Below are 24462 nucleotides of genomic sequence, written 5' to 3'. Positions count from 1 at the left end.
GCGTCGCTGCTGTCGACGCCGATAACCGCGTGTCAGTACCCCTGCACGACCTTGCGCAGTGCGTACTCGGTGACCGCGACCAGAGCCTGCTTCACCGGCTCCCGGCGACGAGCGTCGATCGAGAGGATCGGCACGTCCGCGGGCACCGCCAGGGCCTGGCGAATGTCCTCGACCGGATACCGTGGCGCATCATCGAATTCGTTGATGGCCACCAGGAAGGGTAGGTTACGCGCCTCGAAGTAGTCGACGGCGGCGAAACTGTCCTCCAGCCGGCGGGTGTCGACCAGCACCACCGCGCCGATGGCGCCCTTGATCAGGTCGTCCCACATGAACCAGAAGCGGTACTGGCCGGGCGTGCCGAACAGGTACAGCACCAGGTCATCGGCCAGGCTGATGCGGCCGAAGTCCATGGCCACCGTGGTGGTGGCCTTCGACGGGATCCCGGTCAAGGAGTCCACGCCGACACTGGCATTGGTCACCAAAGCCTCGGTGCGCAGCGGAACGATCTCCGACACGGCACCGACCAGGGTGGTCTTGCCGACACCGAAACCACCGGCCACGACGATCTTGGCCGACGTGGGCTTGCTGGTGCGCGTGTCGACCTGTGTCGTCGAATCAAATACGCCGGAGTCCACTGAGAACCCTTTCGATCAGCTCGCGACGTTCATCGTCGCTGGAATCGTCTTTCAATGTCGCCGATACCCGCACATGGCCGGCATCGATGAGGTCGGCGACCAGCACCCGCGCGACCCCGAGCGGGATGCCCAGACGCGCGGCTACCTCGGCAACCGACGGCGATTCTCTGCACAACTCCACGATTGACGTCTCGATATTGGTGAGTTCGAACTGCCGCTCGAGGGCGACCGGATGCGATGCGACGAGCGCCTCCAGGGCGAGCTCCACCTTCGGCCGGGTGCGACCGGCCGTCAGTGAATAAGGGCGAACCAGGCTCGGTTCGGCGCTCCCAACGCGTTCGTTGTCTATGTCCATCCCGCCATCAGGAACCCATCGTGACGCGAGGTGTGGCCTGAACCGTCTGGCCCACTCGCTCGACCAACAACGCCATCTCGTATCCCACCTGGCCGATGTCGCAGGACGTATTCGTCAGGACCGCCAGGTACGAGCCGTCGCCGACCGCCATGAGCAGCAGGTAGCCGTGTTCCATCTCGACCACCGACTGCAACACGGTGCCGCCCTCGAACAAGTTCGAGACACCCACCGAGAGGCTCGCGAGCCCCGCGGTCACCGCTGACAGCTGTTCGGCACGGTCCACGGGCAGCTGCGCACTCGCGGCCATCAGCAGGCCGTCAGCCGACACCAGGACCGCGTGCGCAACGCCGGGAACCTCATTGGCGAAATTCGAAACCAGCCAATCCAGCTGACGCTTCGTACCACCTAGATCGGGGTTCATCGGTCTCCTTTATCTCCGGTTAGGTTCATAGCTTTCATCGCGCGGCCATCCCGGACGCCCTGCTGGTGACGACTCAGACTTGACCTGATGGATTCTGGGTCCCGATGGGCCGCCTTGTCAGCGTTTCCGGTGACACCGCCGGGCACAAGTCGGTTACCGGGATCGCGCTGCGGCAGACCCGCGGCGGTCCGCTTGTCCGCCGCGGACTCGTTGACGCGGCGGGCCGCCTGCCAGCCCTCGTCACCCGGTGATTCGAAGGAAGATGCCACCTGGGACCGGTCGGCATTCGGATCCGACAGCCACGCCGACATCATCTCCGCGAAAATCGGCGTGCCGCCCATGATCGCATCACCACCGGATTCGGCGGGCTGCAAACGGGTCTGGAAGAACGACGCCGCCTTCTGCGGATTCGACCGGAAGCTGTGCCGTCCTGGCTCCTTGACAGCGTCGGAGCCGTTCTGCGGCAGGCCAACACCCGGAATCGGGCTCGGGCGCTGCGGCAGCACCGCACCCGGATCACGCTGCGGCAGACCGGTCGCGCCCCGCTGCGGCAGCGGACCGCCCAGCGGATCACGCTGAGTCAGACCACCCGACAACGGATCAGCACCCGCGGCACCACGCTGCGGCAGACCACTGCCAGCGTCCCGCTGCGGCAGGCCGTTGCCACCGCGCTGGGGCAGACCACCGGCAGCGGAATCACGCTGCGCTGCTCCACCTCCCAGCGGATCACGCTGAGTCAGACCACCCGACAACGGGTCAGCACCCGCGGCACCACGCTGCGGCAGACCACTGCCCGCGTCACGCTGCGGCAGACCGTTGCCCGCGTCGCGCTGGGGAAGACCCTTGCCCGCGTCGCGCTGGGGCAGGCCACCGGCCGCCGCACCACGCTGCGGCAGACCACCCGCGGCCGGATCACGCTGGGGAAGTCCCCCGGCGGCCGAATCGCGCTGCGGCAGACCACCCGCGGCCGGATCACGCGGCGGCAGGCCACCGTCGCGCGGCGCGAGGCCATCACGCTTCGGCAGACCCGGCACGTCCGAATTCTGAGCGGCGGCGAGGCCATTGGCCCCGTCCCGCTGCGGCGCGGCACCCCGCTGCGGCAGCCCCTGGCCCGGAGCACCCGGACCACGCTGCGGCGGAGCGCCATTGGCGCCCGGCTCCCGACGCGGCAGACCACCCGCGGCGGAATCACGCTGCGGCAGACCACCGGCGGCGGGCTCACGACGGGTCGGACCCGAATCCGCTCCGCCTCCCCGCGCTTGCTGCGGCGCAGCATTGCTACCCGCGTCGCGCTGCGGCAGGCCGCCGGGCGCGGGGCGCTGCGGCTGGCCGAGGCCGGTCTCGCGGCCCGGCGCACCGTTGGTGCCCGGCTGACGCTGCGGCAGACCACCCGGTCCCGACGGAGCTCCGCCCGGCGCGGAATCGCGCTGCGGCATGCCGACAGCGGGATTGCGCTGCGGCATCGCACCCGACTGGCCCGGCTGCGGCAAACCCCCCTGCGCTCCGCCTCCCCGTGTTTCCAGACCGCCCGGCGCGGCTCCCGGCTCGCCCGGTCGCGGCGGCATGCCGCCCGGTGCACCTTGACGCTTGAGCATGTTGGCGGCGAGACCGCCACGCGGCTGCGACGGGCCCTCGGTGCTCTGGCCGCGCTGCGGCAGATTGGCGCCCGGCTGGGCCGAGGGCGCGGACGGACCGTGTGCGCCCGGATCACGCTGGGGTAGTCCGGCGGGTTTCGACCCGCCCGGGGCCGTCATGGTGTGCTTGACGGTGGGCCCGTTCACACCGGGCTGCCGGGTCGGCAGACCGCCCGGCACCTGGGCGCCCGGCTGCCGCGTCGGCAGTCCGGTCGAGGCGCTGGCCGCCGCCGGGCTCGGGGCGGCGCCCGGCGTCTGTCCCGCCGGAGCCGGAATCGGCCCGCTCACACCCGGATCCACGGTGACCATCACATTGCCGGTCGCCGTGCGGGTGACCGCGCGCATCTGCATGGAGGACGGCGCACCGGCCTGGTTGCCCGCACCCTGCGGCGCGGGAGCCGGAGCCGACGGCGGCTGCTGACCCTGCTGCGGCGGCACCGAGATCGGCCCGCCCGCCGAGACGATCAGCGGCTTGGGCACGTGCACGGTGACCGTCACGCCCGGGTCCCGGGCGATGTCGAAGGTCGGGCGCAGCCGCACGGTCAGGCCGTGCCGCTCGGCCAGGCGGCCGACGACGAACAGACCCATGTGACGGGCGGTGTCGGGACCGACCTCGGCCACGGCCTCCAGTCGCCGGTTGATCTCGGCCATTTCGGCCGGGGGCATACCGATACCGCGGTCGGCGACCTCGATCAGCAGACCCTGATCGTGCGCCTGCGCGAAGGTGAACTTGACGTCCGTCTCCGGGGGCGAGGCGCGCAGCGCGTTGTCCAGGAGCTCGGCGAACAGGTGCGCGAGGTCGGAGGCGGCGGGCTCGACGAGCGCACCCCGCGGGGTGGCGCCCAGCTTGACGCGTTCGTAGTCCTCCACCTCGGAGATGGCGGCGCGCAGTACGTCGGCGATCTCGACGGGCGCGGACTTGCCCCGGCGCTGTTTGGTACCGGCCAGAATCAGCAGGTTGTCGCCGTTTCGCCGCATACGGGCGGCGAGGTGGTCGAGGCGGAAGAGGTTCTCGAGCAGGCGCGGGTCCTTCTCGTCGTACTCCATCGCCTCGATGAGCGAGAGCTGGTGATCGACAAGAGACTTGGAGCGGCGGGCCAGGGTCTCGAACATGTCGTTGACCTGGGTACGCATGGCGGCCTGGTCGGCGGCCAGGCGGAGCGCCTGACCGTGGATGTCGTCGACGGCGCGGGCCAGCTGGCCGATCTCCTCGTCGGTGTGCACCGGCATCGGTTCCAGCGGAACGTCTTCGGGATCCGCACCATCACGCAGCGAGGAAACTTCCTGGCCGAGGTCGTATTCGGCGACGCGCAGGGCGGCCAGGCGCAGACGGCGCAGCGGGACGATCATCGCGCGTGCGATCAGCACGGCCAGCGCCAAGGCGCCGAGGATGGTGGCGATGACGATGATCGAGTAGCGGATGGCGCCCGAGCGGGCCGCTGCGGCCAGATCGTCCACCCGGGACACGATGTCCTTGGTGGCGGCGGTCGCGATGGACTGGTAGCCGTTGATGCTGGCGACCAGCGAATCCTTCAGCTCGGCGACGGGCAGCTGCCCGGCCAGCGCCTGCGGGCCGTTGACCAGCTGCACGCGAGTGTCTGCCTGCCGATCGAGCTCCGCGATGGTGGCGTCGCCGTCCGGGAAGCGGTGCGCGAGCACGGCCAGCATCTGCCGCTCGGTATTGACGCCGATCTGAATGTCCTTGAGGCCATCCTTCGGGTTGTTGCGCAACGCCTCGGCCATACCGGCGACCTCGTTGAACAGCATCCAACGGGTGTTCAGCGAGTCGACCAGGCGCAGCTTGGCCTGGTCCACGTTCTTGTCGGCGACGCTGGACACGATGTTCTCCACCGTGCGCACGCTGTCGCCGCGGATCCGTTCGACCGCGGTGACGGTATCCGGAATCGACTTCGACGGCGCCAGACCCTGGGCCCGGATGCTCTTGGCGCCCGCGATCATCTCGTCCAGCGCCGAGCGGGCGCTGGGCATATCGCTCAACCGCGCGGCGGCCTTCTCGGCGAACGCGATGGCCGTATCCAACTGCGCGAGTTCCGGATCCGAGGTCAGCGACTGGGTCGGGCCCAGCATGACCATCTGACCACTCGCGACCTGCGCAGCATCAGCACTGAGACCGGTGATCGCCGGGATGACCCCGACATGATCGGTCGCCGTCGAAAGCCGGCTGGAGTCGGCGAACTCCGCCGAGATCCTGGACGCTCCCAGCACAACAGCGACCAACAGCGGCACGGCGAGCACCGCCGTGACCTTCCATCGCAGGTCCCAGTTGCTCAGCGCCCAGCGCTTGGTGCTGCCGGACCTAGCGGCGTCACGCATCTCCCACTCACTTTCCAAACTGGCCCCAGCCACGCGCCATCAGCGAGCCTCCGCGATCGCACGCTGGGCTCGACTGGCACAGCTGGCCGAGAACTGCGGCTGGCCGAGAAATTGCGTCCATGACGGCCGAAATATGTGACATGCGATTCTAACGGATCAATAACTTCTTGTGTGACCTCTTGGCAACCACCGGTCCCTGACCTGCCATTTGCAGGCAAAATCAAAGGTCGCGGCGTCCGCCCGGACGTCGCGTGAAGTCTGCCACAATCAGCTGGATCTATCGAGGCGGGCATCTCAGCGCATCTCAAAAGACACATGGCGGAGCTAGGGAGTCACCGGGTTGAACGCGAAGCAGGAGTACCGACAGGCGTATCAGCTGAGCCTGGTCGATCCCTCGGAGTTCTGGCGCGATGCGGCCGAAGCCATCAGCTGGGATGTGCCCCCCACCCAGATTCTCGATACCGCGGCCCGTCCGACGCGCTGGTTTCCCGACGCTCGCCTCAACACCTCCTACAACGCCCTGGATCGGCATGTGCGCGAGATCACATCCCCGGAGGGCTCGACCGGAGGCCAGGCAGGGGGTCGCGCTGAACAACCGGCCCTAATATACGACTCGGCTATGACCGGGTCCAGAAGGATCTACACCTATCGGGAGCTGCTGGACGAAGTCGCCCGATTTGCCGGATCCATGCTCCGACTGGGCGTCAAGACCGGTGACCGCGTCGTCATCTATATGCCGATGATTCCGGAAGCCGTGGTGGCCATGCTCGCCTGCGCCCGCATCGGCGCGGTGCACTCGGTGGTCTTCGGCGGATTCGCCGCCCATGAACTCGCGGCCCGCATCGACGATGCCGAACCTGTGCTGATTATCACCGCCTCCGGCGGACTGGAGCCCGGCCGCCGCATCGAATACCCGCCGATCGTGCTGGCCGCCCTCGACCTCGCGCAGACCACCGCGCCCCGCACCGTGCTGGTCAAGCATCGGGACGGCTTCCCCACCATTCGTTTTCCCGCCGAGCAGGCTGCCACCGAACATCTGCCCGCCTCCTCCGACACCGTCGCCGCCCGCTGGCTGGACTGGGACGAGGCGCAGGTCGGCGCGGAACCGGCCGATCCGGTCTCGGTGGCCGCGACCGATCCGCTCTATATCCTCTACACCTCCGGGACCACCGGGAAGCCCAAGGGCGTGGTGCGCGACAACGGCGGGCACGCGGTCGCACTGGCCTGGTCCATGCGCAATATCTACGAGGTCGGCCCCGGGCAGACCATGCTCACCACCTCCGACATCGGCTGGGTGGTCGGGCACTCCTACATCGTGTACGCGCCGCTGCTGGTCGGGGCGACCACCATCCTCTACGAGGGCAAGCCGATCGGGACCCCGGACGCCGGGACCTACTGGCGACTGGTGGACGAGTACAAGGTGGACGTGATGTTCACCGCACCGACGGCACTGCGGGCCATCCGCCGCGCCGATCCGGACGCCGCGCTCGCGCATCGGCACGATCTCACCCGGTTGCGGGCGCTGTTCTGCGCCGGCGAGCGGCTGGATCCGGCAACCTACGAGTGGGCGGTGGAGACCCTGCTCGCGGAGCGGCCCGACTGCCCGGTCGTGGACCACTGGTGGCAGACCGAGACCGGCTGGCCCATCTGCGCCGATCCGCTCGGACTGCAGCAGCTTCCGATCAAGTCCGGTTCGGCCTCGGTGCCGGTGCCGGGGTACCGGCTGCGGGTGCTGGATTCCGAAGGCAATGCGGTCCCACCCAATACAGAAGGAAACATCGTGATCGGGCTGCCGCTGCCGCCCGGCACGCTGACCACACTGTGGCGCGACGACGCCCGCTACGAGCGCTCCTATCTCTCCGCGTATCCCGGCCACTATCTGACCGGGGACTCCGGCTTCTTCGACGAGGACGGTTACCTGTTCGTCCTGGGCCGCAGTGACGACGTCATCAATATGGCCGGGCACCGGCTCTCGGCGGGCGGTATCGAGGCGGCCATCTCCGGGCATCCGGCCGTGGCCGAGACCGCGGTGGTCGGTATCCCGGACGAGCTGAAGGGGCAGCGGCCGATCGGGTACGTGGTGCTCAAGACCGGCATCGACATCGAGTCCGAGCGGCTGCGCGCCGAGGTCATCGAGCGGGTGCGCGAGCGGGTCGGCGCCATCGCCACCCTCTACGACGTGGTCGCGGTGACCGCGCTGCCCAAGACCCGCTCCGGAAAGATCCTGCGCCGCACCATGCGTCAGATCGCGGCGGGTGAAACCTTCGAGGTGCCGCCGACCATCGACGACGCCGCCATGCTGCCCACCCTGGAGAAGCAGATCCGCGACGCGGTGACCCTGATGGAGGACAAGGAGCGCATTGCCGCCGCCGAGGCCGCCGCGGTCGCCACCACCCCGTTCCGCCGGGTCGATCCGGCCAGCCTCGATACCGGCGCGCCCGGGGTGGATCCGGCCGCTCAGGCCGGGGATTCGACCGTCTCGGGCTAGCCTCAGAGAGTTTTCATACTTCGCTCATCGGCCTCCCATGCGGGTGGTTTAGCGTCGGGCGGGCGCGGATCGCGGGATTCGCGCGCGCCAAGTTTCGCTCTGCTTGTCGAACAAGAAAGGTCGATGCATGAGCTTCGTCCGTAATCGCCGCGTCGGTGCGCTCTTCGGAGCCGGCGCGGTCGCCGCCGTGGCCCTCGCCCTCGTGCCCGCCACCGCCTCCGCCTCCCCCGCGGATCTGGTTGCGCCGCTACTGAACTCGACCTGCACCTTCACCCAGGTGGACGCCGCCCTGCACGACAAGGCCCCGGCCCTGGCCCAGTTCCTGGACCAGAACCCGGGCTACAAGTCCGAGTTGCAGGCCAAGTTCGCGCTGTCGCCCGAGCAGCGTCAGGCCGAACTCGACCAGTACCTGAAGGACAACCCGGACGCCGCCGACCAGGCCGCGGCCGACCCGCGGGCCGGTGGAATCGCCGCGGCGATCCAGCAGGTCGCCGACTCCTGCCACAACTACTGACCTTCGTCGGACGATACTGATGTGGTGTGCCGCCCGGGTGGCACACCACATCAGGTTCGCGGACCGTCTCGTTCTGGACTGCGGCTTGATCGACCTCCGCCTTGGAGCGGGGGAGCGAAGCGGAGGAGCGCAGGGAGGGAAGAACGAGACCTCCAGGGCCGCGAACCCGCCCGGAGCGAAGCGGAGGGCAAATTGGATACAGCGGTACCCACTGTCCTGGTCGTCGACGACGACGAGGATGTGCTCGCATCGGTCGAGCGCGGGCTCCGGCTGTCGGGGTTCCGGGTGGTCATCGCCCGGGACGGCGCGGCGGCGCTGCGCAGTGTGAACGAATCCGCCCCCGACGCGGTCGTGCTCGATATGAACATGCCGGTGCTGGACGGCGCGGGCGTGGTCACCGCGCTGCGCGCCATGGGCAATGAGGTGCCGATCTGCGTCCTGTCGGCGCGCAGTTCGGTCGACGACCGGATCGCCGGGCTGGAGTCCGGGGCCGACGACTATCTGGTGAAGCCGTTCGTGCTCGCAGAACTGGTCGCCCGCATCAAGGCGCTGCTGCGCCGGCGCAGCGACGTACCCGCCTCCGTCATTCCGGGCGCGATCACCGTGGGCCCCTTGGAAGTCGATGTCGCCGGCTACCGGGCGCTGCTGCACGGCACCGAGATCGAGCTCACCAAGAGGGAATTCGAGCTGCTGTCCACCCTGGCCCGCAGCGCCGGCGTGGTGCTGAGCCGGGAGCGACTGCTGGAACTGGTGTGGGGCTACGACTTCGCGGCCGACACCAATGTGGTGGACGTCTTCGTCGGCTACCTGCGCCGCAAACTCGAGGTCGACGGCACCCCGCGCCTGCTGCACACCATTCGCGGGGTGGGATTCGTCTTACGCGCACCCAAATGAACCGGCCCGCACCCGATTCCACGCCAATGCGTCGGCGCCGCCACTCCTATTCGCTGCGCTTCCGGGTCGCGGCGGCCGCGGCGCTGGGCGCGAACATCATCGTGGCGGTGCTCAGCTGGGTCACCGTCACCGCCATCGAGCGCAACAATCTCGGTCAGGCCGATCAGCAGCTGGCGCTGACCTCGCGGATCGTGCTCATCGAGCCGCAACTCGCGGTGACCGTCCTCGATGTGCTGGGACCCACCAACCAGCTGGCGCTCACCGTGCGCAATGCCGACGGCTCCATGACCAGCACCGCCGTGCAACTACCCGTCCTGTCGGTGGGCAATCACACCGTCACCGTGGACGGCAATACCTACCGCGTGCTCACCACCACCGAGAACCAGCCCGCGGGACGCGTTGTCTCCCTGGGCATTCCGACCACCGAGACCGAGCACGCCACCGCGGAGCAGCGGCGGTTCGTGTTCTTCGCTGCCCTGGCCGCGGTGGCGGCGGCGGCCGGACTGGGCTGGCTGTTCGGCGGCCGCGCGGTGCGGCCCATCGTCCGGCTCACCGCGGCGGTCGATCAGCGCGGGCCCACCGGCGGCCCGAATGCGCCGCTACCCGTGGACGGTTCGGGGGTCAGGGAGGCCGACAAGCTGGGCGAGGCCGTCAACACCATGCTGGAGCGGCTGGATCGGGCGCAGGCCGAGATCGCCGCGGCGCTGGAGACCGCACGCGACTTCGCCGCGGTGTCCGCGCACGAACTGCGCACCCCGCTCACCGCCATGCGCACCGATCTGGAAGTGCTGCGCACCCTCGACCTCAGCGAGGATCAGCGCCGGGAGATCCTCGGCGACCTGCAGCGCGGCCAGAACCGGGTGGAGACCACCCTCGCGGCGCTGGAACGGCTGGCCGCCGGTGACCTCACCAATGAACGCGACCACGTGGTCACCGATGTGGCCGAGCTCTGCGACGCCGCCGCGCACGACGCCATGCGGCACTTCCCGCAGCTGAAGGTACGCATCGACACCGACGCCGAACTCGTCACCCGGGGCCTGCCCACCGGGCTGCGGCTGGCCGTGGACAACGCACTCACCAATTCGGCGCGGCACGGCGAGGCCACCGAGGCGCTGGTATCGGCGCACCGGGCGGCGAACGGGCGCATCGTCATCTCCATCGACGACAACGGGCGCGGACTGCCGACCGCGGAGCGGGAGGCGGTGTTCGAACGGTTCTTCCGGGGCAGCCATGCCGCCAAGGGCGGGTCCGGGCTGGGGCTGGCGCTGGTCGCGCAGCAGGCCCAATTGCACGGCGGCCGAGCCTATTTCGACGACGGCACGCTGGGCGGGGTGCGCCTGGTGCTGGAGCTTCCGGACCGCGATGCGCCGCCGCCGGGGCCGCCGCCCGGCCGCGGGTGAACGTACCTGTCTTTACCGAACTCTCAGACAACCATCAGAACCGGGGACAAGCCGTCCCTCTACGGTCTGAATGGTGTTCGGAAAACGCACCCGCTGGGTCCTGATCGTCCTGCTGCTCGCCGCCGCGGTCACCGCGGGCACGATCAGCGTCCTCCGGCTGCGCTCCGCGCCCACCGCGGTCGCGCTCATCAACGCCGATACCGGGCCACTGGGCGCGCGCATCGCAAAGGAGCTGCAGGGCAGCGGAACCCGGCACTGGGATGTGGTCGACGAGGCGAGCACCAAGGACTACGCCGCGGCGGTCACGCTGCCCACCGACCTCAGTACCGATATCACCTCCCTGCTCACCGACAAGCCGAAGCGGGCGCAGGTCACCGTCACCACCCACGATCGCGCCGACCCGAATCTGGTCAACGACGCGGTGACCGAGGTGACCAAGAAGATCAGCGCCGCCGGGCTGGACACCCTGTTCGCGACCATGAACACCGCGCGGCTGCAGGTGTCGCAGATCGCGGGCACCTCGCAGCTGCTCGGTGCGGGCGTGCAGGCGGCCGCCGACGGGGCGCAGCAGTTCTCCGGCGGCGCCGACCAGATGATGGACTTCCTGAATCAGGCGAAATCCGGTGCGGGACAGCTGACCTCCGGCATCGACGCGCTGAATTCCACCCTGAGCGCCGCCACCACACAGGCGAATCAGCTTGCCGCGGCGCTGGATTCGACCGGCGTTACCATGGGACAGGTCACCCAGGCGGCGGGCACGCTGTCCAATGGACTCGACTTCGTGGTGCCCCTGTTGCAGGCGCTGCCGTTCGCCAATGATCCGCAGCTGGCGAATGTCATCACCCAGCTGCAGGGTCTGCAGAATGTGGCGAATCAGGCCAACACCCAGCTCAGCGGCTTCGCCAATCTGACGGGTACGCAGGTCACTCCGGATACCAAGGTCGGACAACTACTGCGCGACGCGGCCGGCAGGCTGAACGACGCGAGCACGCAACTGAATCAGGGCGCATCGCTGGCACAGAGCATTCCGGCCATCGCCGATCAGGCGGGCACCCAGCTGGTGGCGGCCATGCAGGCGCTGACCGGTGGCGTCACCCAATTGCAAGCCGTGACCAAGATATTGGGCAATCAGACCAATCAGGCGATGGGCGCGCTCCCGCAGCTCGGGGTACCGCAGCAGACGGCCATCGCGGCCACCCTCACCGACCCGGTCGACATCATTCGGAAATAACGATCGCAAACAATCAGCAACGATCGGCGATTCACCCGGATAGAATCTGCCCGGATTGCTCTAATCGACCCGTTTCGAAAGCTCGACTGCTCTACCGACCTGGCTCCACCCAGCGCCCTGGTACCGGAGAGGAAACGATCGTGAGCATGCTGATGGCCGCGCATGACATGTACAGCACGGTTCTCGCCCAGATGGGCAACCCCACCGCGGAGGCCCCGCCCATAGCCGACAAGGTGATGAAGATGTTCCGCTACTTCACCTGGTTCACCCAGATGTCCGGCCTCGCGGCCATCACCTACGGCGGCGGGCGCTTCGGCTGGGAGAAGTGGGGCGGCGGCTCGGCCTCCCCCAAGATGGTCGCCAACGCCATGGCCGGCGGCGCGATCGCCACGAGCGCCGGAACAATCATGAATGCCATCGTGAGCTAGGGATTCGGGAGACAATGCGGGGGCCAAGCCCCGCATTCCCCCTGGGGAGGAACCGATGACCTACGGCAACGATCCCTACTCGCAGCAGCCGCAACAGCCCGGATTCGGGCAGCAGCCCGGGTACGGCCAGCAGCCACCGCCCGGCTATGGGCAACAGCCGCCACCCGGGTACGGGCAGCCGATGGGCGGCTATCCGGGTCAGCCCGGGGGTTATCTGCCCGGACCCGGCTACGCCGCGTATCCCCAAGCGCCCTATGCCAGTTGGGGCGCGCGCGTGGGGGCGTTCCTCATCGACCGGTTGATCATCGGCGTGCCCGCGGGCATCTTCTACGGCATCGGCTTCGCGGTCGGGTCCAAGGACATGAACTGCACCACCGACTCGACCGACTCCTCCTACAGCACGTCCTGCTCGGGCGGGCTGTCCGCGGGCGGGATCGTGCTGGTGCTCATCGGCGCGGCCATCGCGATCATCGGCGGGCTGTACCTCATCTATATGGAGGGCACCAGCGGCCAGACCCCCGGTAAGAAGCTGCTGGGCATCAAGCTGATCCGCGAGGCCGACGGGCAGACCCTGGGCTTCGGCATGGCCTTCGTCCGCCAGATCTGCCACATCGTCGACACCCTCCCCTGCTATCTCGGCTGGCTCTGGCCGCTCTGGGACGCCAAGCGGCAGACCTTCGCCGACAAGATCATCAGCAGCATCGTCGTGAAGGTGTGAGGTCCGGCCGGAAAACAACCGTGCCCGCCGCGCTGAAAAGCACGGCGGGCACGGGTTTTTCGTCGACGGGAAGTCGTCAGTTCACGACGTCCAGGAGGTCGATGACGAAGACGAGGGTCTTGCCGGACAGCTGGTGGCCACCCGCCTCGCCGTAGGCCAGCTTCGGCGGGATGGTCAGCTGGCGACGGCCGCCCACCTTCATGCCCGGGATGCCGTCCTGCCAGCCCTGGATCAGGCCGCGCAGCGGGAAGACGATGGACTCACCACGGTCCCAGGAGGCGTCGAACTGCTCGCCCGAGTCGTACTCGACGCCCACGTAGTGGACATCGACGGTGTCGCCGGGCTTGGCTTCGGCGCCGTCACCCACAACGAGGTCCTTGATCACGAGCTCGGCGGGGGCGGGGCCGTCCTGGAACTCGATTTCCGGCTTGCTGCTCATGGGCTGTCCTCTTCGATAGATCGGAATCGGGTCTCGATCACCTTATGCCCCGGGCATTCGCCCGCCCGCAGCGGAGGCGAAAATGTCCCGGTGGCCGAAGTGATCGATATCGACGACCCGGACGACCCGCGGGTCGCCGAATTCCGCGACCTCAGTAATGCCGATCGACGCCCCGACCTGCCAGGCGGCAAGGGATTGGTGATCGCCGAGGGCGTGGTGGTCGTGCAGCGCATGCTGGCCTCACGATTCACTCCCTTCGCATTGTTCGGTGTCGCGAAGAGATACGAACAGCTCGCCGAGGAGCTGACCGGAGTGGAAATTCCGTATTATCGGGCAAGCGCCGAGGTGATGGCGCAGGTCGTCGGATTCCATTTGAATCGGGGCGTTCTCGCGGGCGCCTATCGCCCGCGTGAACTCACCGCCGGCGAGGTGCTCGCGGACGCGCGCACGGTGGCGGTGCTCGAGGGCGTGAACGACCACGAGAACATCGGGTCGATCTTCCGCAATGCCGCCGGATTGGGTGCGGACGCCGTGCTGTTCGGCGACCGCTGCTCGGATCCGCTGTACCGCCGCGCCGTGCGGGTCTCCATGGGCCACGTACTGCGGGTCCCCTTCGCCCAGCTGCCGCCCTTCCCGGCGGGGCTGGACCTGCTGCGCGACAACGGCTTCCAGATCATCGCCCTGACTCCGAACCCGAAGGCTGACACCCTTGCCACCGCCATGACCGGCGAGAAGGTGGCCCTGCTGCTCGGCGCGGAGGGCCCCGGCCTCACCGGGGAGACCATGCGGGCCAGTGACATTCGTGCCCGCATCCCCATGACGGCGGGCACCGATTCGCTTAATGTGGCGACCGCAGCCGCCATGGCCTTCTACGAGAGAGTGCGTGCCCAGTGAGCCATCCACCCGACGGACCGTATGGATACGGCTATTCCGAGCCCACCCCGTGGGCCAGCGGCATCGCCGTGGTCGTCATGGTGGCCGCGCTGACCGCCGTCGGCGTCTACGCCTTCGGCGCGGCGCTGGCCCAGATCCATCCAGTGCTGTCGGTGGCGGTCAATCTGATCGCGGTGGGCGGGGCCGCGCCGACCGCCTGGCGCTGGCGCTACGCCCCGGTGACCCGCTGGGTGATCGCGGGCCTGGGCGCGGGCGTGCTGCTGGCATGGCTGGGTCTGCTGCTGCTCTGAGTCAGGAGACCCGGTCGCGGCCGCGCAGCCAGCGCAGCAGTCCGCGTTTGCTGTCGTTGTGTTCGACGGGCGCCTCCGGCACGACCTCCGCCACCGTCGGCGCCTCGCCCCTGGCGAAAAGCGAGAAGCCGCACACCTCGATCCGGTCGGCGGTCAGCCCCTGCTCGGAATCCTGCCCGCGATAACGGAACCCGAGCCACTCCTGATTGGCGGCGTCGGCGAAGTTCGGCGGGTCGAAGGGCAGCAGCTGCGGGTCGGGCAGCTCGCCGGGCGCGAGCTGGATGGGATGTTCGCCCGCCCAGTGCGGCCGCTCCCACACCCGCGGCATGCCCTCGTCCTCGAGGATATTGACCCGGGTCGCGCTGAAGGAACGGCGGAATTCGCCGCGCTCCCAATACGCGAACGCGCCCCAGCCCAGGGACAGGTTGTAGGAGATCAGGTAGGTCCGCTCGGAGGCGAGCGGACGCACCAGCAGCTCCGGCAGTCTGGTGGGGCGCGGCAGCGCGGCCCGAGTGGAGCAGACAACCGTGACGCCGGGATAGCAACCGATATAGATGGATCCGGGATCCGGGCCCGCCCACACCTTCATGGTGCCCGAGGCGGCGGGCACCACGTCGCGGTCCGGGTTGAGCTGTTTGGCGAGTGCGAAGGCGGCATCCGGGTCGGATCCCGGGTGCGCACGCAGCACGGCCACCGGATCGGGTGCGTCGACGTACCACAGGGATGAGACCGTTGATGGCACCGACGTCACCTCCCCTCAGTCACTACACACAGGTTGGCTGCTTTGTAGCAAACATGCGGCGGCCGACAGTCGGCATCGACGTGGATCGGTCCGGCACTGACCGCCGACCCAATGAATCTACTCCCGCGAGGGCCGAAATATCGCCGTTGCCAACGCTGTTTCACAGCGCGGCGCAGAGCGGATGGTCTGCGGATTCAGCAATCCACTAGCATCCGAAAGATTCGAGCGGCCGACCCGGTTGGCCCCTGAAACGGACTCAGTGACCCGAGGACCGCACGCCTAGGAGCACATCCTCCCAGGACGGCATGGGAGCCTTGCCGCCTCGTTTCGCACGATTCGGCTTCTGCGCGTTGGCCTTCGCCGCCGGCTGCGCCGGGGCGGGAGCCGGTTCCGCGGGCTCGGCGGCAGCGGCCGGAGCGGGCGCAGCCGGGAGCGCCGGAGCGGGCTGCTCCTTCGCCGCCGGAGCGGGCGCGGGCGCCGGGGCAGCGGCGGTGGTCACCGGCACGGTGCCGTCGCCGACCGCGGCACGCTGCTCGAAGTAGTCGTCCACGTTCTGCTGCTTGGCGACTCGCGCCGGCGCGGACTCGTAGTCGGGGGTCCGCTCCTCGCGCGGGGCGGGCGCGGGCACGGGGACCGGCACCTCGTCCACCACCGGGTCGGTCTGGTCCGGCAGGATGGTCGCCAGGCCGCGCAGCGCCCGGCCGAAATCGGGATCGATCAGGTCCGAGGCCGGATCATCGAGCGGCACCACCGAGCCGCCGTGCGCGTCCGGCTGGTAGCGCCAGTGCGCGGCGATCACGGAACGGCCCGCCTGCCACTGCAATTGGGCCACCCAGTAGCCCTTCTCGTCCTTCCAGGCGTCCCATTCGGCGACCTCGATATTGTGGCCGCGCTCGGCGAAGGCGGCCGACACGATCTCGATCAGGGTCTCCACCGCGGGACCGTCATTGCGGACCGGGTGCGCCTTCTGCGCCAGCTCGGCGGCCCGGGCGCGTTCCAGCAGAACGGGATACGCGAAACGCTCCACCCGCGACAGCGGCATACCCGACTCTTCGGTGACCTGCTCCACCGACGCACCGGCACGGATACGGGCCTGGATATCGCGAGGACGCATCGTGGCTTCCGTTTCGATCTCGATTTGGCCGAATCGGGCAAGATCTCCGCGGGCAGCGGCGCGCAGTTTATCGTCGGCGGCGAGCCGGTACTTCTGGCCGCTCTCGGTATCGATGCACACGATGTGCGTGGAATCGGGCGTCAATCCGATTACTCGAAGTTCACGCACCGTTACCTCCTGTTCGCTGCGCAACTCACAGCTATAGCTAGGCTCGCGACACCGCCCACGTTCTGGAACAGTAGTGCACTTCTGAGAATCATGGGGCAAGACACGCGGCGCGGAAATCTGTTCCCAGACTTCCGCGCCGCATTAGTGTGAGCGATTCGCCCCAGCGGCGAAACCGGTTTCACGATCTCCCGAAGATCGTGAGAGAACCGTGAACCGATGTCGTTTTTACTGCTCAGGCAAGCTTTTCGACGACCCAGTCGACACAGCGGGTCAGCTGCGACACATCTTCGGGGTCGATGGCCGGGAACATGCCGATGCGCAGCTGGTTGCGGCCCAGCTTCCGGTACGGCTCGGTGTCCACGATTCCATTGGCGCGCAGCACCTTCGCCACCTGCGCGGCGTCCACGCTGTCGGCGAAGTCGATGGTGCCGACAACCTGCGAGCGCAGCGCCGGGTTCTGCACGAACGGGGTTGCGTACGCGCTGGTCTCGGCCCACGAGTACAGGCGCGAGGACGAGTCGGCGGTGCGCTTCACGGCCCAGTCCAGGCCGCCGTTGCCATTCAGCCACTCGATCTGGTTGGCGAACAGCAACAGGGTGGCAAGCGCCGGGGTGTTGTAGGTCTGGTCCTTGGTGGAGTTGTCGATCGCGATCGGCAGCGAGAGGAATTCGGGGGTCCAGCGACCCGAGTTCTTGATTTCCTCCACCCGCTCGAGCGCCTTGGGGCTCATGAGCGCGATCCACAGGCCGCCGTCGGAGGCGAAGCACTTCTGCGGGGCGAAGTAGTAGACGTCGGTGTCGGCGACGTTCACCGGCAGACCGCCCGCGCCGGAGGTGGCGTCAATGGCGACCAGCGCGTGCTCGGAACCGGCCGGGCGCGAGACCGGGATGGCGACACCGGTGGAGGTCTCGTTGTGGGCCCAGCCGATCAGGTCGGCCGACGGGTCGGAGGTCGGCTCGGGGGCGTCGCCCGGCTCCGACTTCACCACGATCGGGTCACCGATGAACGGGTTGCCCTTGGCGACCGAGGCGAACTTCGAGGAGAACTCGCCATTGCTCAGGTGCAGCGACTTCTCGCGGATCAGGCCGAAGGCGGCGGCGTCCCAGAACGCGGTGGTGCCACCGTTGCCCAGCACGACCTCGTAACCGTCGGGCAGCGAGAACAGGTCGCGCAGACCGGAGCGCACCCGCGCCACCACGTCCTTGACCGGCTTCTGCCGATGCGAGGTACCGAACACCGAGGCACCGGTATCCACCAGGGACTGCAGCTGCTCGGGGCGGACCTTGGAGGGGCCGCAACCGAACCGTCCGTCGGCGGGCTTGAGATCGTCGGGGATGGTCGGGAACGCAGAGGTCATGGCGACAAGGGTAGAGGTGCTATCACCCGCGCTCACGCCCGGGTCCGGTCGGAAAACATTCCCATGAGCGGGTTCGGCAAACCGAGCGTATCGCTGTGCCGGGGACCACACAGCCGTTACGGTGACCGCCATGGACATGGCCGCACACGAGCGACCGCGCGGCGCTTCCGACCAGCCGCCCGCTTCCGGACCCGGCGCGCCCGGTCGGCCGCGCCGCGGTACGCAGGTCGCGCCCGGCCCCCGACTCGGACTGCTCGCACGGTTGTCCTCCCAATTCGGTTCCTGCGGCCTCGCCCGCCGCGGGCCCGCACTCGACGGCGCCGCCCGGCGCGAACTGCTGCTGCACGGCGTCGAGGGCGCCGCGACCGTGCTCAGCGTCCACGGCACCGCCGAGGCCGAGCCGGGGCAGGAGTTCTGGGTGCGGATCGAGCTCGAGGGTCGGCATGCCTACGAGACGCGAGTCCGGCAGCGGGTGAACGCCGCCGATCGGGAGTGGATGCAGCCCGGCGATGTGGTCTGCTGCCGGGTCGATCCGGGCGATGACGACCGGGTGGTGCTGTATCTGCCCGCGCCCGAGGAGACCTCGCGCACCGGTATCGCCAAGATCCTGACCGACGGCCGCCGCGCTCACGCCACCGTGCTGGCCGCGACACCGGTCGCAGCCGACTACACCGGCAGAGACGATCCGGTGCTGCGGCTGGATCTGGAACTGCACGCCTGGGACGAGCCGGGGCCGTGGCGGGTGCGGGTGGTGCAGCCGGTGCCCCTGTCCGGCCTGGAATTGGTGGATCTGGGCCGGCAGCTGGAGGTCGCCTTCTTCACCGTCGACCGCGGCGAATCCGTCGCGGTGGATTGGGCGGCCTCGCAACCCGACTGACCGAAGGGCCCGAAACGGTTATGGCACGTGCACGAATTGCTATGGCAGGTGCACGAATTGGAAGCCGTTGGACTTCAGGGTGGGCAGGGCGGCGAGCATGCCCGCGCCGGTGCCCGACTTCGGGCGGTGCATGTGCGCCAGGGAGATGCCGCCGGCCTTGGCGGCCGTCATATTGTTCTGGACCTGGGCGGCGGTCGCGGTCGCGCCGAAGTCGGCGTTGACCGAGAAGCCGACCGGGGTCTCGCCCAGTTCCTTCACGATCGCCACGGCCACGTCGTCGTAATGCGCGGTGCCCGTGCGGAAGAAGCGGGGCGCGTGGCCGGTCAGGGCGGTGATGCGCTGGTGGTTGCCCCACACCTCGTCCACGGCCGCCTGCGCGGAGGCGGTGCCCTTGATCTCGTAGGCGGCGCGGCCGGTCACCGACAGCGGGCAGTGCGCGGTGCCGTGATTGCCGATCTCGAAGAGCGGGTTGGCGGCCAGCTGCCCCGCGCGACCGGGATTCGCGTCGATCCAGCGCTTGTTCAGGAACAGGGTGGCCGGAATCTGCTGGGCCTGCAGGAAGGCCAGCAGGTTCTCGTCGATGTCGTTGTTGCCGGGGCCGCCGCAGGCATCGAAGGTGATCGCGAACTGCTTGCCCGTGGCATTGAACCCCGTCACGATGCCGTCGAGGTCCATGCCCCAGTCCTGCGGCTGCCGACCGGCGTACTTCGCGGCCACGGCGTCTGGCGACACCGTGGTGGCGGGTAACCGCGATGGCGCGGTGGCCGGATCGGCCCCGGCGCGCGGATCGAGGATGCGGTCGGACGAATTGCCGTTCGCCACACCGCATCCGGCGGTGACGAGGCCCGCGGCGAGCGCCGCGCCCGCGGCAAACAAGCCGCGCCTGGACAGTCCTGCGTCGAGCACCGGTGCAGGTTATGTGAATCCGGTCGCAGTAGCCAGGACCACGATCATGATTGTTCGAATCGTTGCGGTCCGGCAACCAATTCGCCACCGCCGTTGGTGCAGCTGCAATCCATTGTTTCACCAGAGAATTCGCCGCAGCCGCCCACAGCCGGGCACCTCGGGGCCGGGCCGCCGGTGAGCGGATCAGCAATTGTGCAGCGCTCACAGCGTGTCGGATTTCCAGTTCATCCCGAAGGCCGGATTGCTCCAGACTGTAGCCTGCCCGACCGAAACAATCCCTTTGCAAGGAAGCGCATTGACATACCCGAACAACCCGTACCCGCAGCAGCAGCCCGGATACGGCTACCCGCCCGCCGATCAGCCCGCCCCCGGCTACGGCGCCCCCCAGCCCGGCTACGGCGCTCCCCAGCCCGGCTACGGCGCACCGCAGCAGCCCGCGTACGGCGCACCCCAACCCGGCTACGGCGCACCGCAGCAGCCCGCGTACGGCGCGCCGCAGCCCGGCTATGACGCCCAGTCCCCCTATGGCGCTCCGCAGCAGCCCGCGTACGGCGCGCCCCAACCCGCCTACGGCGCAGCGCAACCCGCGTTCGGCGCGCCGCAGCCCGGCTATGCGCCGTTCGGAGGGTACGGGGCACAGTATGCGAGCTGGGGCGCTCGCGTGGGCGCGTACCTGATCGACGGGGCGATCTGGATTCTGCCCGGGGCGATCCTGCGCACCATCGCGGTCACCGCCGGCACGTCGAAGGTGCAGTGCAGCGTCACGCCCGGCACGTACCACACGTCCTGCACGGGCGGTGGGATGAACGCGGTGGGCATCATCTGCCTGCTGCTCGGCTTCGTCGTCGGCGTCGCGGGCCTGCTGTTCATCAGCCACCAGGAGGGCACCACCGGTCAGACCCCGGGCAAGCGCGTGGTCGGCATCCGGTTGATCCGCGAATCCACGGGCCAGCCGGTCGGTTTCGGTCTCGCCCTCGGGCGCCGCCTGCTGCATTTCATCGACGCCCTCCCGTGCTACCTCGGTTTCCTGTGGCCCGCCTGGGACGACAAGAAGCAGACCTTCGCCGACAAGATCGTCAGCACCATCGTCGTGAAGGGCTGAGAGATTCCCGGGGCTGGGGGGTGACCCGGGGAAGGATATGAAAAACGGTGGCCCGCAGCGATTCTCGCTGCGGGCCACCGTCGTGTTCGGATCGGATTACTTGTGCGACACCAGATCCCAGCCCGGGACGGCGTCCGGCTTGCGCGGCGCCGGGCCGGTGTAGATGGCAGCCGGGCGGACCAGCTTGCCCAGCTTCTTCTGCTCCAGGATGTGGGCACACCAGCCGGCGGTGCGGCCACAGGTGAACATGGCGGGCATCATGTGCGCCGGAACCTCGGCGAAGTCCAGGATCACGGCGGCCCAGAACTCGACATTGGTCTCGATGGCGCGGTCGGGGCGGCGCTCGCGCAGCTCGGCCAGGGCGGCCTGCTCCAGGGCGGCGGCGACCTCGTAGCGCGGGGCATCGAGGCGCTCGGCGGTGGCACGCAGCACGCGGGCGCGCGGGTCCTCGGCCCGGTAGACGCGGTGGCCGAAGCCCATCAGCTTCTCCTTGCGGTCCAGGATGCCCTTGACCAGAGCCCGGGCGTCGCCGCTCTTCTCGACGGCTTCGATCATGGGCAGCACGCGGGCCGGGGCGCCGCCGTGCAGCGGGCCGGACATGGCGCCGATGGCACCGGACAGCGAGGCCGCCACGTCGGCGCCGGTGGAGGCGATGACGCGGGCGGTGAAGGTGGAGGCGTTCATGCCGTGCTCGGCGGCCGACACCCAGTAGGCGTCGATGGCCTCGATGTGGCGCGGGTCCGGGTCACCCTTCCAGCGGGTCATGAACCGCTCGGTAATGGTGGCCGATTCGTCGATCTTCGCCTGCGGCACGGCCGGCTGGTAGATGCCGCGCGCCGACTGGGCGACGTAGGACAGCGCCATGACCGAGGCCCGGGCGAGGTTCTCGCGGGCGGTGTCGTCGTCGATGTCGAGCAGCGGCTCGTAGCCCCAGATCGGGGCCAGCATGGCCAGGCCGGCCTGCACGTCGACGCGCACGTCGCCGGTGTGGATGGGGAGCGGGAACGGCTCGGCGGGCGGTAGGCCGCGGCCGAATTCGCCATCGACCAGCAGGGCCCACACGTCGCCGAAGGTGACCGAGTTGCCGACGAGGTCCTCGATGTCGACGCCGCGGTACCGGAGCGCACCGCCGTCCTTGTCGGGTTCGGCGATATCGGTGGTGAAGGCCACCACTCCTTCGAGACCGCTCACGAAGCCGTCGGGGACGACCGAGCTTGGTACCGCAGCGCTGGCAGTCATGTTGTGACTCTCCTTGCAAAGTCGGGCCGCCCGATCTCTGGGCAGCCACGCCGATCAACTGGAGCTTAACCCCCGCATTACTCCGGAGTAACGTCTGCCCCATGGTTGACCAGGAGAAATTCGCCACCCCCGACGTCGATATCGCGGCCCTGCGGGTCGAGTACGGAGTCGATCAGGGCGACAACCATCCGGGCCCCGAAACCGACCTCGACGAGACCTGGCTGTCCGACGGCTGGGAGCCGTTGCTGCGCAACTGGATCGAGGACGCGACCAGCGCGGGGATGACCGATCCGAACTCGATGGTGCTGAGCACCGTCGAGATCACCGAAACCGGTCCGCGGCCCGCGTCGCGAACTGTCCTGTGCAAAGGGCTTTCTCCCGAAGGTGTGACTTTTTACACGAATTACGAATCGTTCAAGGGCCGCCAGCTGACCCGAACCCCGTATGCCTCGGCCACTTTCGTGTGGCCCACCATGGGCCGGCAGGTCACGGTGCGCGGGCCGGTGCGGCGGGTCCCGGCCGAGGCCACCGAGGTGTACTGGCAGTCCCGTCCGCGCGGTTCCCGGCTCGGCGCGTGGGCCTCGGAGCAGTCGCGGCCCATCGCCTCCCGTGCCGAGCTGGACCGGCAGATGGATGTGACGGCCGCCCGGTTCGCCGAGGTCGGCGACATCCCGGTGCCGCCGTTCTGGGGCGGCTTCCAGATTCAGCCGGAGACCGTGGAGTTCTGGCAGGGCCGCCGCAGCCGCATGCACAACCGCATCCGGGTCACCGTCGAACCGGGCAATACCAACGTGTCGGTCATGAAAGTCGAACGCCTGCAACCCTGACCGGCTCTCGTGGCTGCCGGGGGCCTCCCCTGGCAGCTACCCGAAAGAGTTGGATATCTCACGTTCAAATGGTGGGATGATCGGCCCAAAATGCCTTCCCAAGCGCTCTTCAGCGTCGCTAGGTTGGGTCGGTGAAGCTGCTCGCCGACATGACTCCATTACGGAATCCCGACTACCGGAGGCTCTGGACCACCGGCATCGTCACCGTGATCGGCGCACAGCTCTCCGTCGTAGCCGTCCCCAAACAGCTCTACGACATCACCCACAGCTCTTCGTATGTCGGCCTGGCCGGACTGTTCGGCCTCATCCCGCTCATCGTCTTCGGCCTGTGGGGCGGCGCGCTCGCCGACGCCATGGACCGCCGCAAGATGCTGCTCATCACCGGCGCGGGCACCGGCCTGACCTCGCTGGTCTTCTGGGCGCAGGCCGCCGCCGGGCTGAACAACGCCTGGCTGGTGCTGATCCTGTTCTCGGTGCAGCAGGCGTTCTTCGCCATGAACCAGCCCGCGCGCAGCGCCATCTATCCCCGGCTGCTGCCGCCCGAGCAACTGCCCGCGGCCAATTCGCTGAGCATGACGGTCATGCAGTTCGGCGCCATCGCCGGTCCCGTGCTGGCGGGCATGCTGATTCCGTTCGCGGGCCTGGCCACGCTGTACCTGATCGACTCCATCGCGCTGCTGGCCACGCTGTGGGCCACCTGGAAGCTGCCGCCCATCCCGCCGCACGGCGAGACCCGGCGCGCGGGCCTGCGCGAGGTGTTCGACGGCTTCGCCTACCTGGCCACCCAGCGCATCCTGCTGGCCTCGTTCGCGGTCGACGTGGTGGCCATGGTGTTCGGCATGCCGCGCGCCCTGTTCCCGCAGATCGCCCAGGACAGCTTCGGCGACACCGCTTCCGGCGGAACGGCACTGGGCCTGCTGTTCGCGGCCATGTCGGTGGGCGCGGTGCTGGGCGGGGTGTTCTCCGGCTGGCTGTCGCGGGTGCGGCGCCAGGGTCTGGCCGTGGTGGTCTGCATCGTGCTGTGGGGGCTGGGCATGGTCGGGTTCGGCCTGGCCGTGGGCCTGGCCGGGTACGGCTTGAGCATGACGCTCGCGCTCTGGATCGCGCTGGCCTGCCTGGCCTTCGGCGGCGCGGTGGACATGTTCTCCGCGGCCCTGCGCACCACCATGCTGCAGTCGGTGGCGACCGACGAGATGCGTGGACGGCTGCAAGGGGTCTTCATCGTCGTCGTGGCGGGTGGACCGCGCATCGGTGATGTTGCGCACGGTTTCGCGGCCGCGGCGGTGGGTACCGCGACGGCTGCGGCCGGCGGTGGTGTCCTGGTCGTGATCGGCATGATGATCGCGGCCTTGGCTTTTCCGGCGTTCGTGCGATACCGAGTGGCACGTGCGCATTCGGAGGTGCAGCTCGCGTGACGTCGCGGGGTTCATGCACATAGCACATGACCGCCGCTCT

The 24462-nt window shown here is 68.8% G+C and carries 23 protein-coding genes; 13 read left to right on the top strand and 10 right to left on the bottom strand.

Translation table 11 applies throughout. From position 1 onward, the window contains the following. Nucleotides 1-32: 32 nt before the first annotated feature. Genes ABZ909_RS14860 through ABZ909_RS14845 form a run of 4 tightly spaced genes read right to left on the bottom strand, consistent with a single transcriptional unit; the run spans nucleotide 33 to nucleotide 5379 of the window. Nucleotides 33-635 (bottom strand): ATP/GTP-binding protein, encoded by a 603-nt coding sequence (locus ABZ909_RS14860; RefSeq protein WP_354830800.1) that lies wholly within the window; start codon nucleotides 633-635, stop codon nucleotides 33-35. Then, complete coding sequence (locus ABZ909_RS14855) at nucleotides 616-990, bottom strand: DUF742 domain-containing protein (RefSeq protein WP_033085504.1); 375 nt, start codon at nucleotides 988-990, stop codon at nucleotides 616-618. Before ABZ909_RS14855 ends, ABZ909_RS14860 begins: the two co-directional genes overlap by 20 nt. A 7-nt stretch (nucleotides 991-997) precedes the next feature. Then, a complete protein-coding gene (locus tag ABZ909_RS14850) occupies nucleotides 998-1411 on the bottom strand; it encodes a roadblock/LC7 domain-containing protein (RefSeq protein ID WP_029930951.1) in 414 nt (137 codons plus the stop codon). Then, nucleotides 1408-5379 carry an ATP-binding protein gene (locus ABZ909_RS14845; RefSeq protein ID WP_356999071.1) on the bottom strand — a complete coding sequence of 1324 codons (3972 nt, stop codon included), beginning with the start codon at nucleotides 5377-5379 and terminating at the stop codon, nucleotides 1408-1410. Before ABZ909_RS14845 ends, ABZ909_RS14850 begins: the two co-directional genes overlap by 4 nt. A gap of 340 nt (nucleotides 5380-5719) precedes the next feature. Between ABZ909_RS14845 and ABZ909_RS14840 the strand changes: the two genes are divergently transcribed. From ABZ909_RS14840 to ABZ909_RS14810, 7 genes are all read left to right on the top strand, one after another. Then, nucleotides 5720-7867, top strand: coding sequence for an AMP-binding protein (locus ABZ909_RS14840; protein ID WP_356999068.1), 2148 nt, complete (start codon nucleotides 5720-5722; stop codon nucleotides 7865-7867). A 127-nt stretch (nucleotides 7868-7994) separates the two neighbouring features. Continuing rightward, nucleotides 7995-8381, top strand: coding sequence for a hemophore-related protein (locus tag ABZ909_RS14835; RefSeq protein ID WP_356999065.1), 387 nt, complete (start codon nucleotides 7995-7997; stop codon nucleotides 8379-8381). A gap of 192 nt (nucleotides 8382-8573) precedes the next feature. Further along, a complete protein-coding gene (locus tag ABZ909_RS14830; RefSeq protein ID WP_356999062.1) occupies nucleotides 8574-9275 on the top strand; it encodes a response regulator transcription factor in 702 nt (233 codons plus the stop codon). Further along, entirely contained in the window at nucleotides 9272-10675 is a 1404-nt protein-coding gene (locus ABZ909_RS14825; protein WP_356999060.1) for a HAMP domain-containing sensor histidine kinase, read from the top strand. Before ABZ909_RS14830 ends, ABZ909_RS14825 begins: the two co-directional genes overlap by 4 nt. Before the next feature lie 70 nt (nucleotides 10676-10745). After that, the gene (locus ABZ909_RS14820; protein ID WP_356999057.1) at nucleotides 10746-11906 is read left to right on the top strand and encodes a hypothetical protein; all 1161 of its coding nucleotides are present in this window, start codon (nucleotides 10746-10748) and stop codon (nucleotides 11904-11906) included. A 146-nt stretch (nucleotides 11907-12052) separates the two neighbouring features. After that, nucleotides 12053-12334, top strand: a complete 282-nt coding sequence (locus ABZ909_RS14815) for a hypothetical protein (RefSeq protein ID WP_356999273.1) — start codon at nucleotides 12053-12055, stop codon at nucleotides 12332-12334. A gap of 55 nt (nucleotides 12335-12389) precedes the next feature. Beyond that, on the top strand, nucleotides 12390-13052 hold the full coding sequence (locus ABZ909_RS14810) for an RDD family protein (protein WP_356999054.1): 663 nt from the start codon (nucleotides 12390-12392) through the stop codon (nucleotides 13050-13052). A 76-nt stretch (nucleotides 13053-13128) separates the two neighbouring features. On the opposite strand, the gene ABZ909_RS14805 is transcribed toward ABZ909_RS14810, so the two are convergent. Beyond that, complete coding sequence (locus ABZ909_RS14805; protein ID WP_356999052.1) at nucleotides 13129-13491, bottom strand: FKBP-type peptidyl-prolyl cis-trans isomerase; 363 nt, start codon at nucleotides 13489-13491, stop codon at nucleotides 13129-13131. 90 nt (nucleotides 13492-13581) lie between these two features. Here ABZ909_RS14805 and ABZ909_RS14800 point away from each other — a divergent pair, with 90 nt between their 5' ends. Then, nucleotides 13582-14385, top strand: a complete 804-nt coding sequence (locus tag ABZ909_RS14800) for an RNA methyltransferase (RefSeq protein WP_356999049.1) — start codon at nucleotides 13582-13584, stop codon at nucleotides 14383-14385. Continuing rightward, a complete protein-coding gene (locus tag ABZ909_RS14795; RefSeq protein ID WP_356999047.1) occupies nucleotides 14382-14675 on the top strand; it encodes a DUF2537 domain-containing protein in 294 nt (97 codons plus the stop codon). Before ABZ909_RS14800 ends, ABZ909_RS14795 begins: the two co-directional genes overlap by 4 nt. 1 nt (nucleotide 14676) lies before the next feature. On the opposite strand, the gene ABZ909_RS14790 is transcribed toward ABZ909_RS14795, so the two are convergent. The 3 genes from ABZ909_RS14790 to serC all read right to left on the bottom strand — a co-directional run bounded on the left by ABZ909_RS14790 (nucleotide 14677) and on the right by serC (nucleotide 18056). Beyond that, nucleotides 14677-15417, bottom strand: a complete 741-nt coding sequence (locus ABZ909_RS14790) for a hypothetical protein (protein ID WP_356999045.1) — start codon at nucleotides 15415-15417, stop codon at nucleotides 14677-14679. Between the two features lie 256 nt (nucleotides 15418-15673). Next, the gene (gene sepH, locus ABZ909_RS14785) at nucleotides 15674-16699 is read right to left on the bottom strand and encodes a septation protein SepH (RefSeq protein WP_356999042.1); all 1026 of its coding nucleotides are present in this window, start codon (nucleotides 16697-16699) and stop codon (nucleotides 15674-15676) included. Between the two features lie 232 nt (nucleotides 16700-16931). Beyond that, on the bottom strand, nucleotides 16932-18056 hold the full coding sequence (serC, locus tag ABZ909_RS14780) for a phosphoserine transaminase (protein WP_356999040.1): 1125 nt from the start codon (nucleotides 18054-18056) through the stop codon (nucleotides 16932-16934). A gap of 130 nt (nucleotides 18057-18186) precedes the next feature. Between serC and ABZ909_RS14775 the strand changes: the two genes are divergently transcribed. Next, a complete protein-coding gene (locus ABZ909_RS14775) occupies nucleotides 18187-18933 on the top strand; it encodes a hypothetical protein (RefSeq protein ID WP_356999037.1) in 747 nt (248 codons plus the stop codon). 39 nt (nucleotides 18934-18972) lie between these two features. Here ABZ909_RS14775 and ABZ909_RS14770 read toward each other — a convergent pair whose 3' ends face one another. Continuing rightward, a complete protein-coding gene (locus ABZ909_RS14770) occupies nucleotides 18973-19839 on the bottom strand; it encodes a polysaccharide deacetylase family protein (protein ID WP_356999035.1) in 867 nt (288 codons plus the stop codon). Nucleotides 19840-20134: 295 nt separating this feature from the next. Here ABZ909_RS14770 and ABZ909_RS14765 point away from each other — a divergent pair, with 295 nt between their 5' ends. Further along, a complete protein-coding gene (locus ABZ909_RS14765; protein WP_356999032.1) occupies nucleotides 20135-20941 on the top strand; it encodes an RDD family protein in 807 nt (268 codons plus the stop codon). A 96-nt stretch (nucleotides 20942-21037) separates the two neighbouring features. Here the strand turns inward: ABZ909_RS14765 and ABZ909_RS14760 are convergent, their stop codons facing one another. After that, on the bottom strand, nucleotides 21038-22180 hold the full coding sequence (locus ABZ909_RS14760) for a citrate synthase 2 (RefSeq protein ID WP_356999031.1): 1143 nt from the start codon (nucleotides 22178-22180) through the stop codon (nucleotides 21038-21040). A gap of 101 nt (nucleotides 22181-22281) precedes the next feature. On the opposite strand from ABZ909_RS14760, the gene pdxH reads away from it, so the two are divergent. Together pdxH and ABZ909_RS14750 are read left to right on the top strand one after the other, a co-directional pair. Beyond that, nucleotides 22282-23007 (top strand): pyridoxamine 5'-phosphate oxidase, encoded by a 726-nt coding sequence (pdxH, locus tag ABZ909_RS14755; protein WP_356999029.1) that lies wholly within the window; start codon nucleotides 22282-22284, stop codon nucleotides 23005-23007. Nucleotides 23008-23156: 149 nt separating this feature from the next. Continuing rightward, entirely contained in the window at nucleotides 23157-24422 is a 1266-nt protein-coding gene (locus tag ABZ909_RS14750; protein WP_356999270.1) for an MFS transporter, read from the top strand. The last annotated feature ends 40 nt before the right edge of the window (nucleotides 24423-24462 follow it).

Origin of the sequence: Nocardia sp. NPDC046763 (assembly GCF_040645495.1) — a bacterium.
In the GTDB taxonomy this organism is placed as follows: domain Bacteria; phylum Actinomycetota; class Actinomycetes; order Mycobacteriales; family Mycobacteriaceae; genus Nocardia.
Note: the sequence above shows the minus strand (reverse complement) of the source record. Positions and strands in the feature narration are given on the sequence as shown.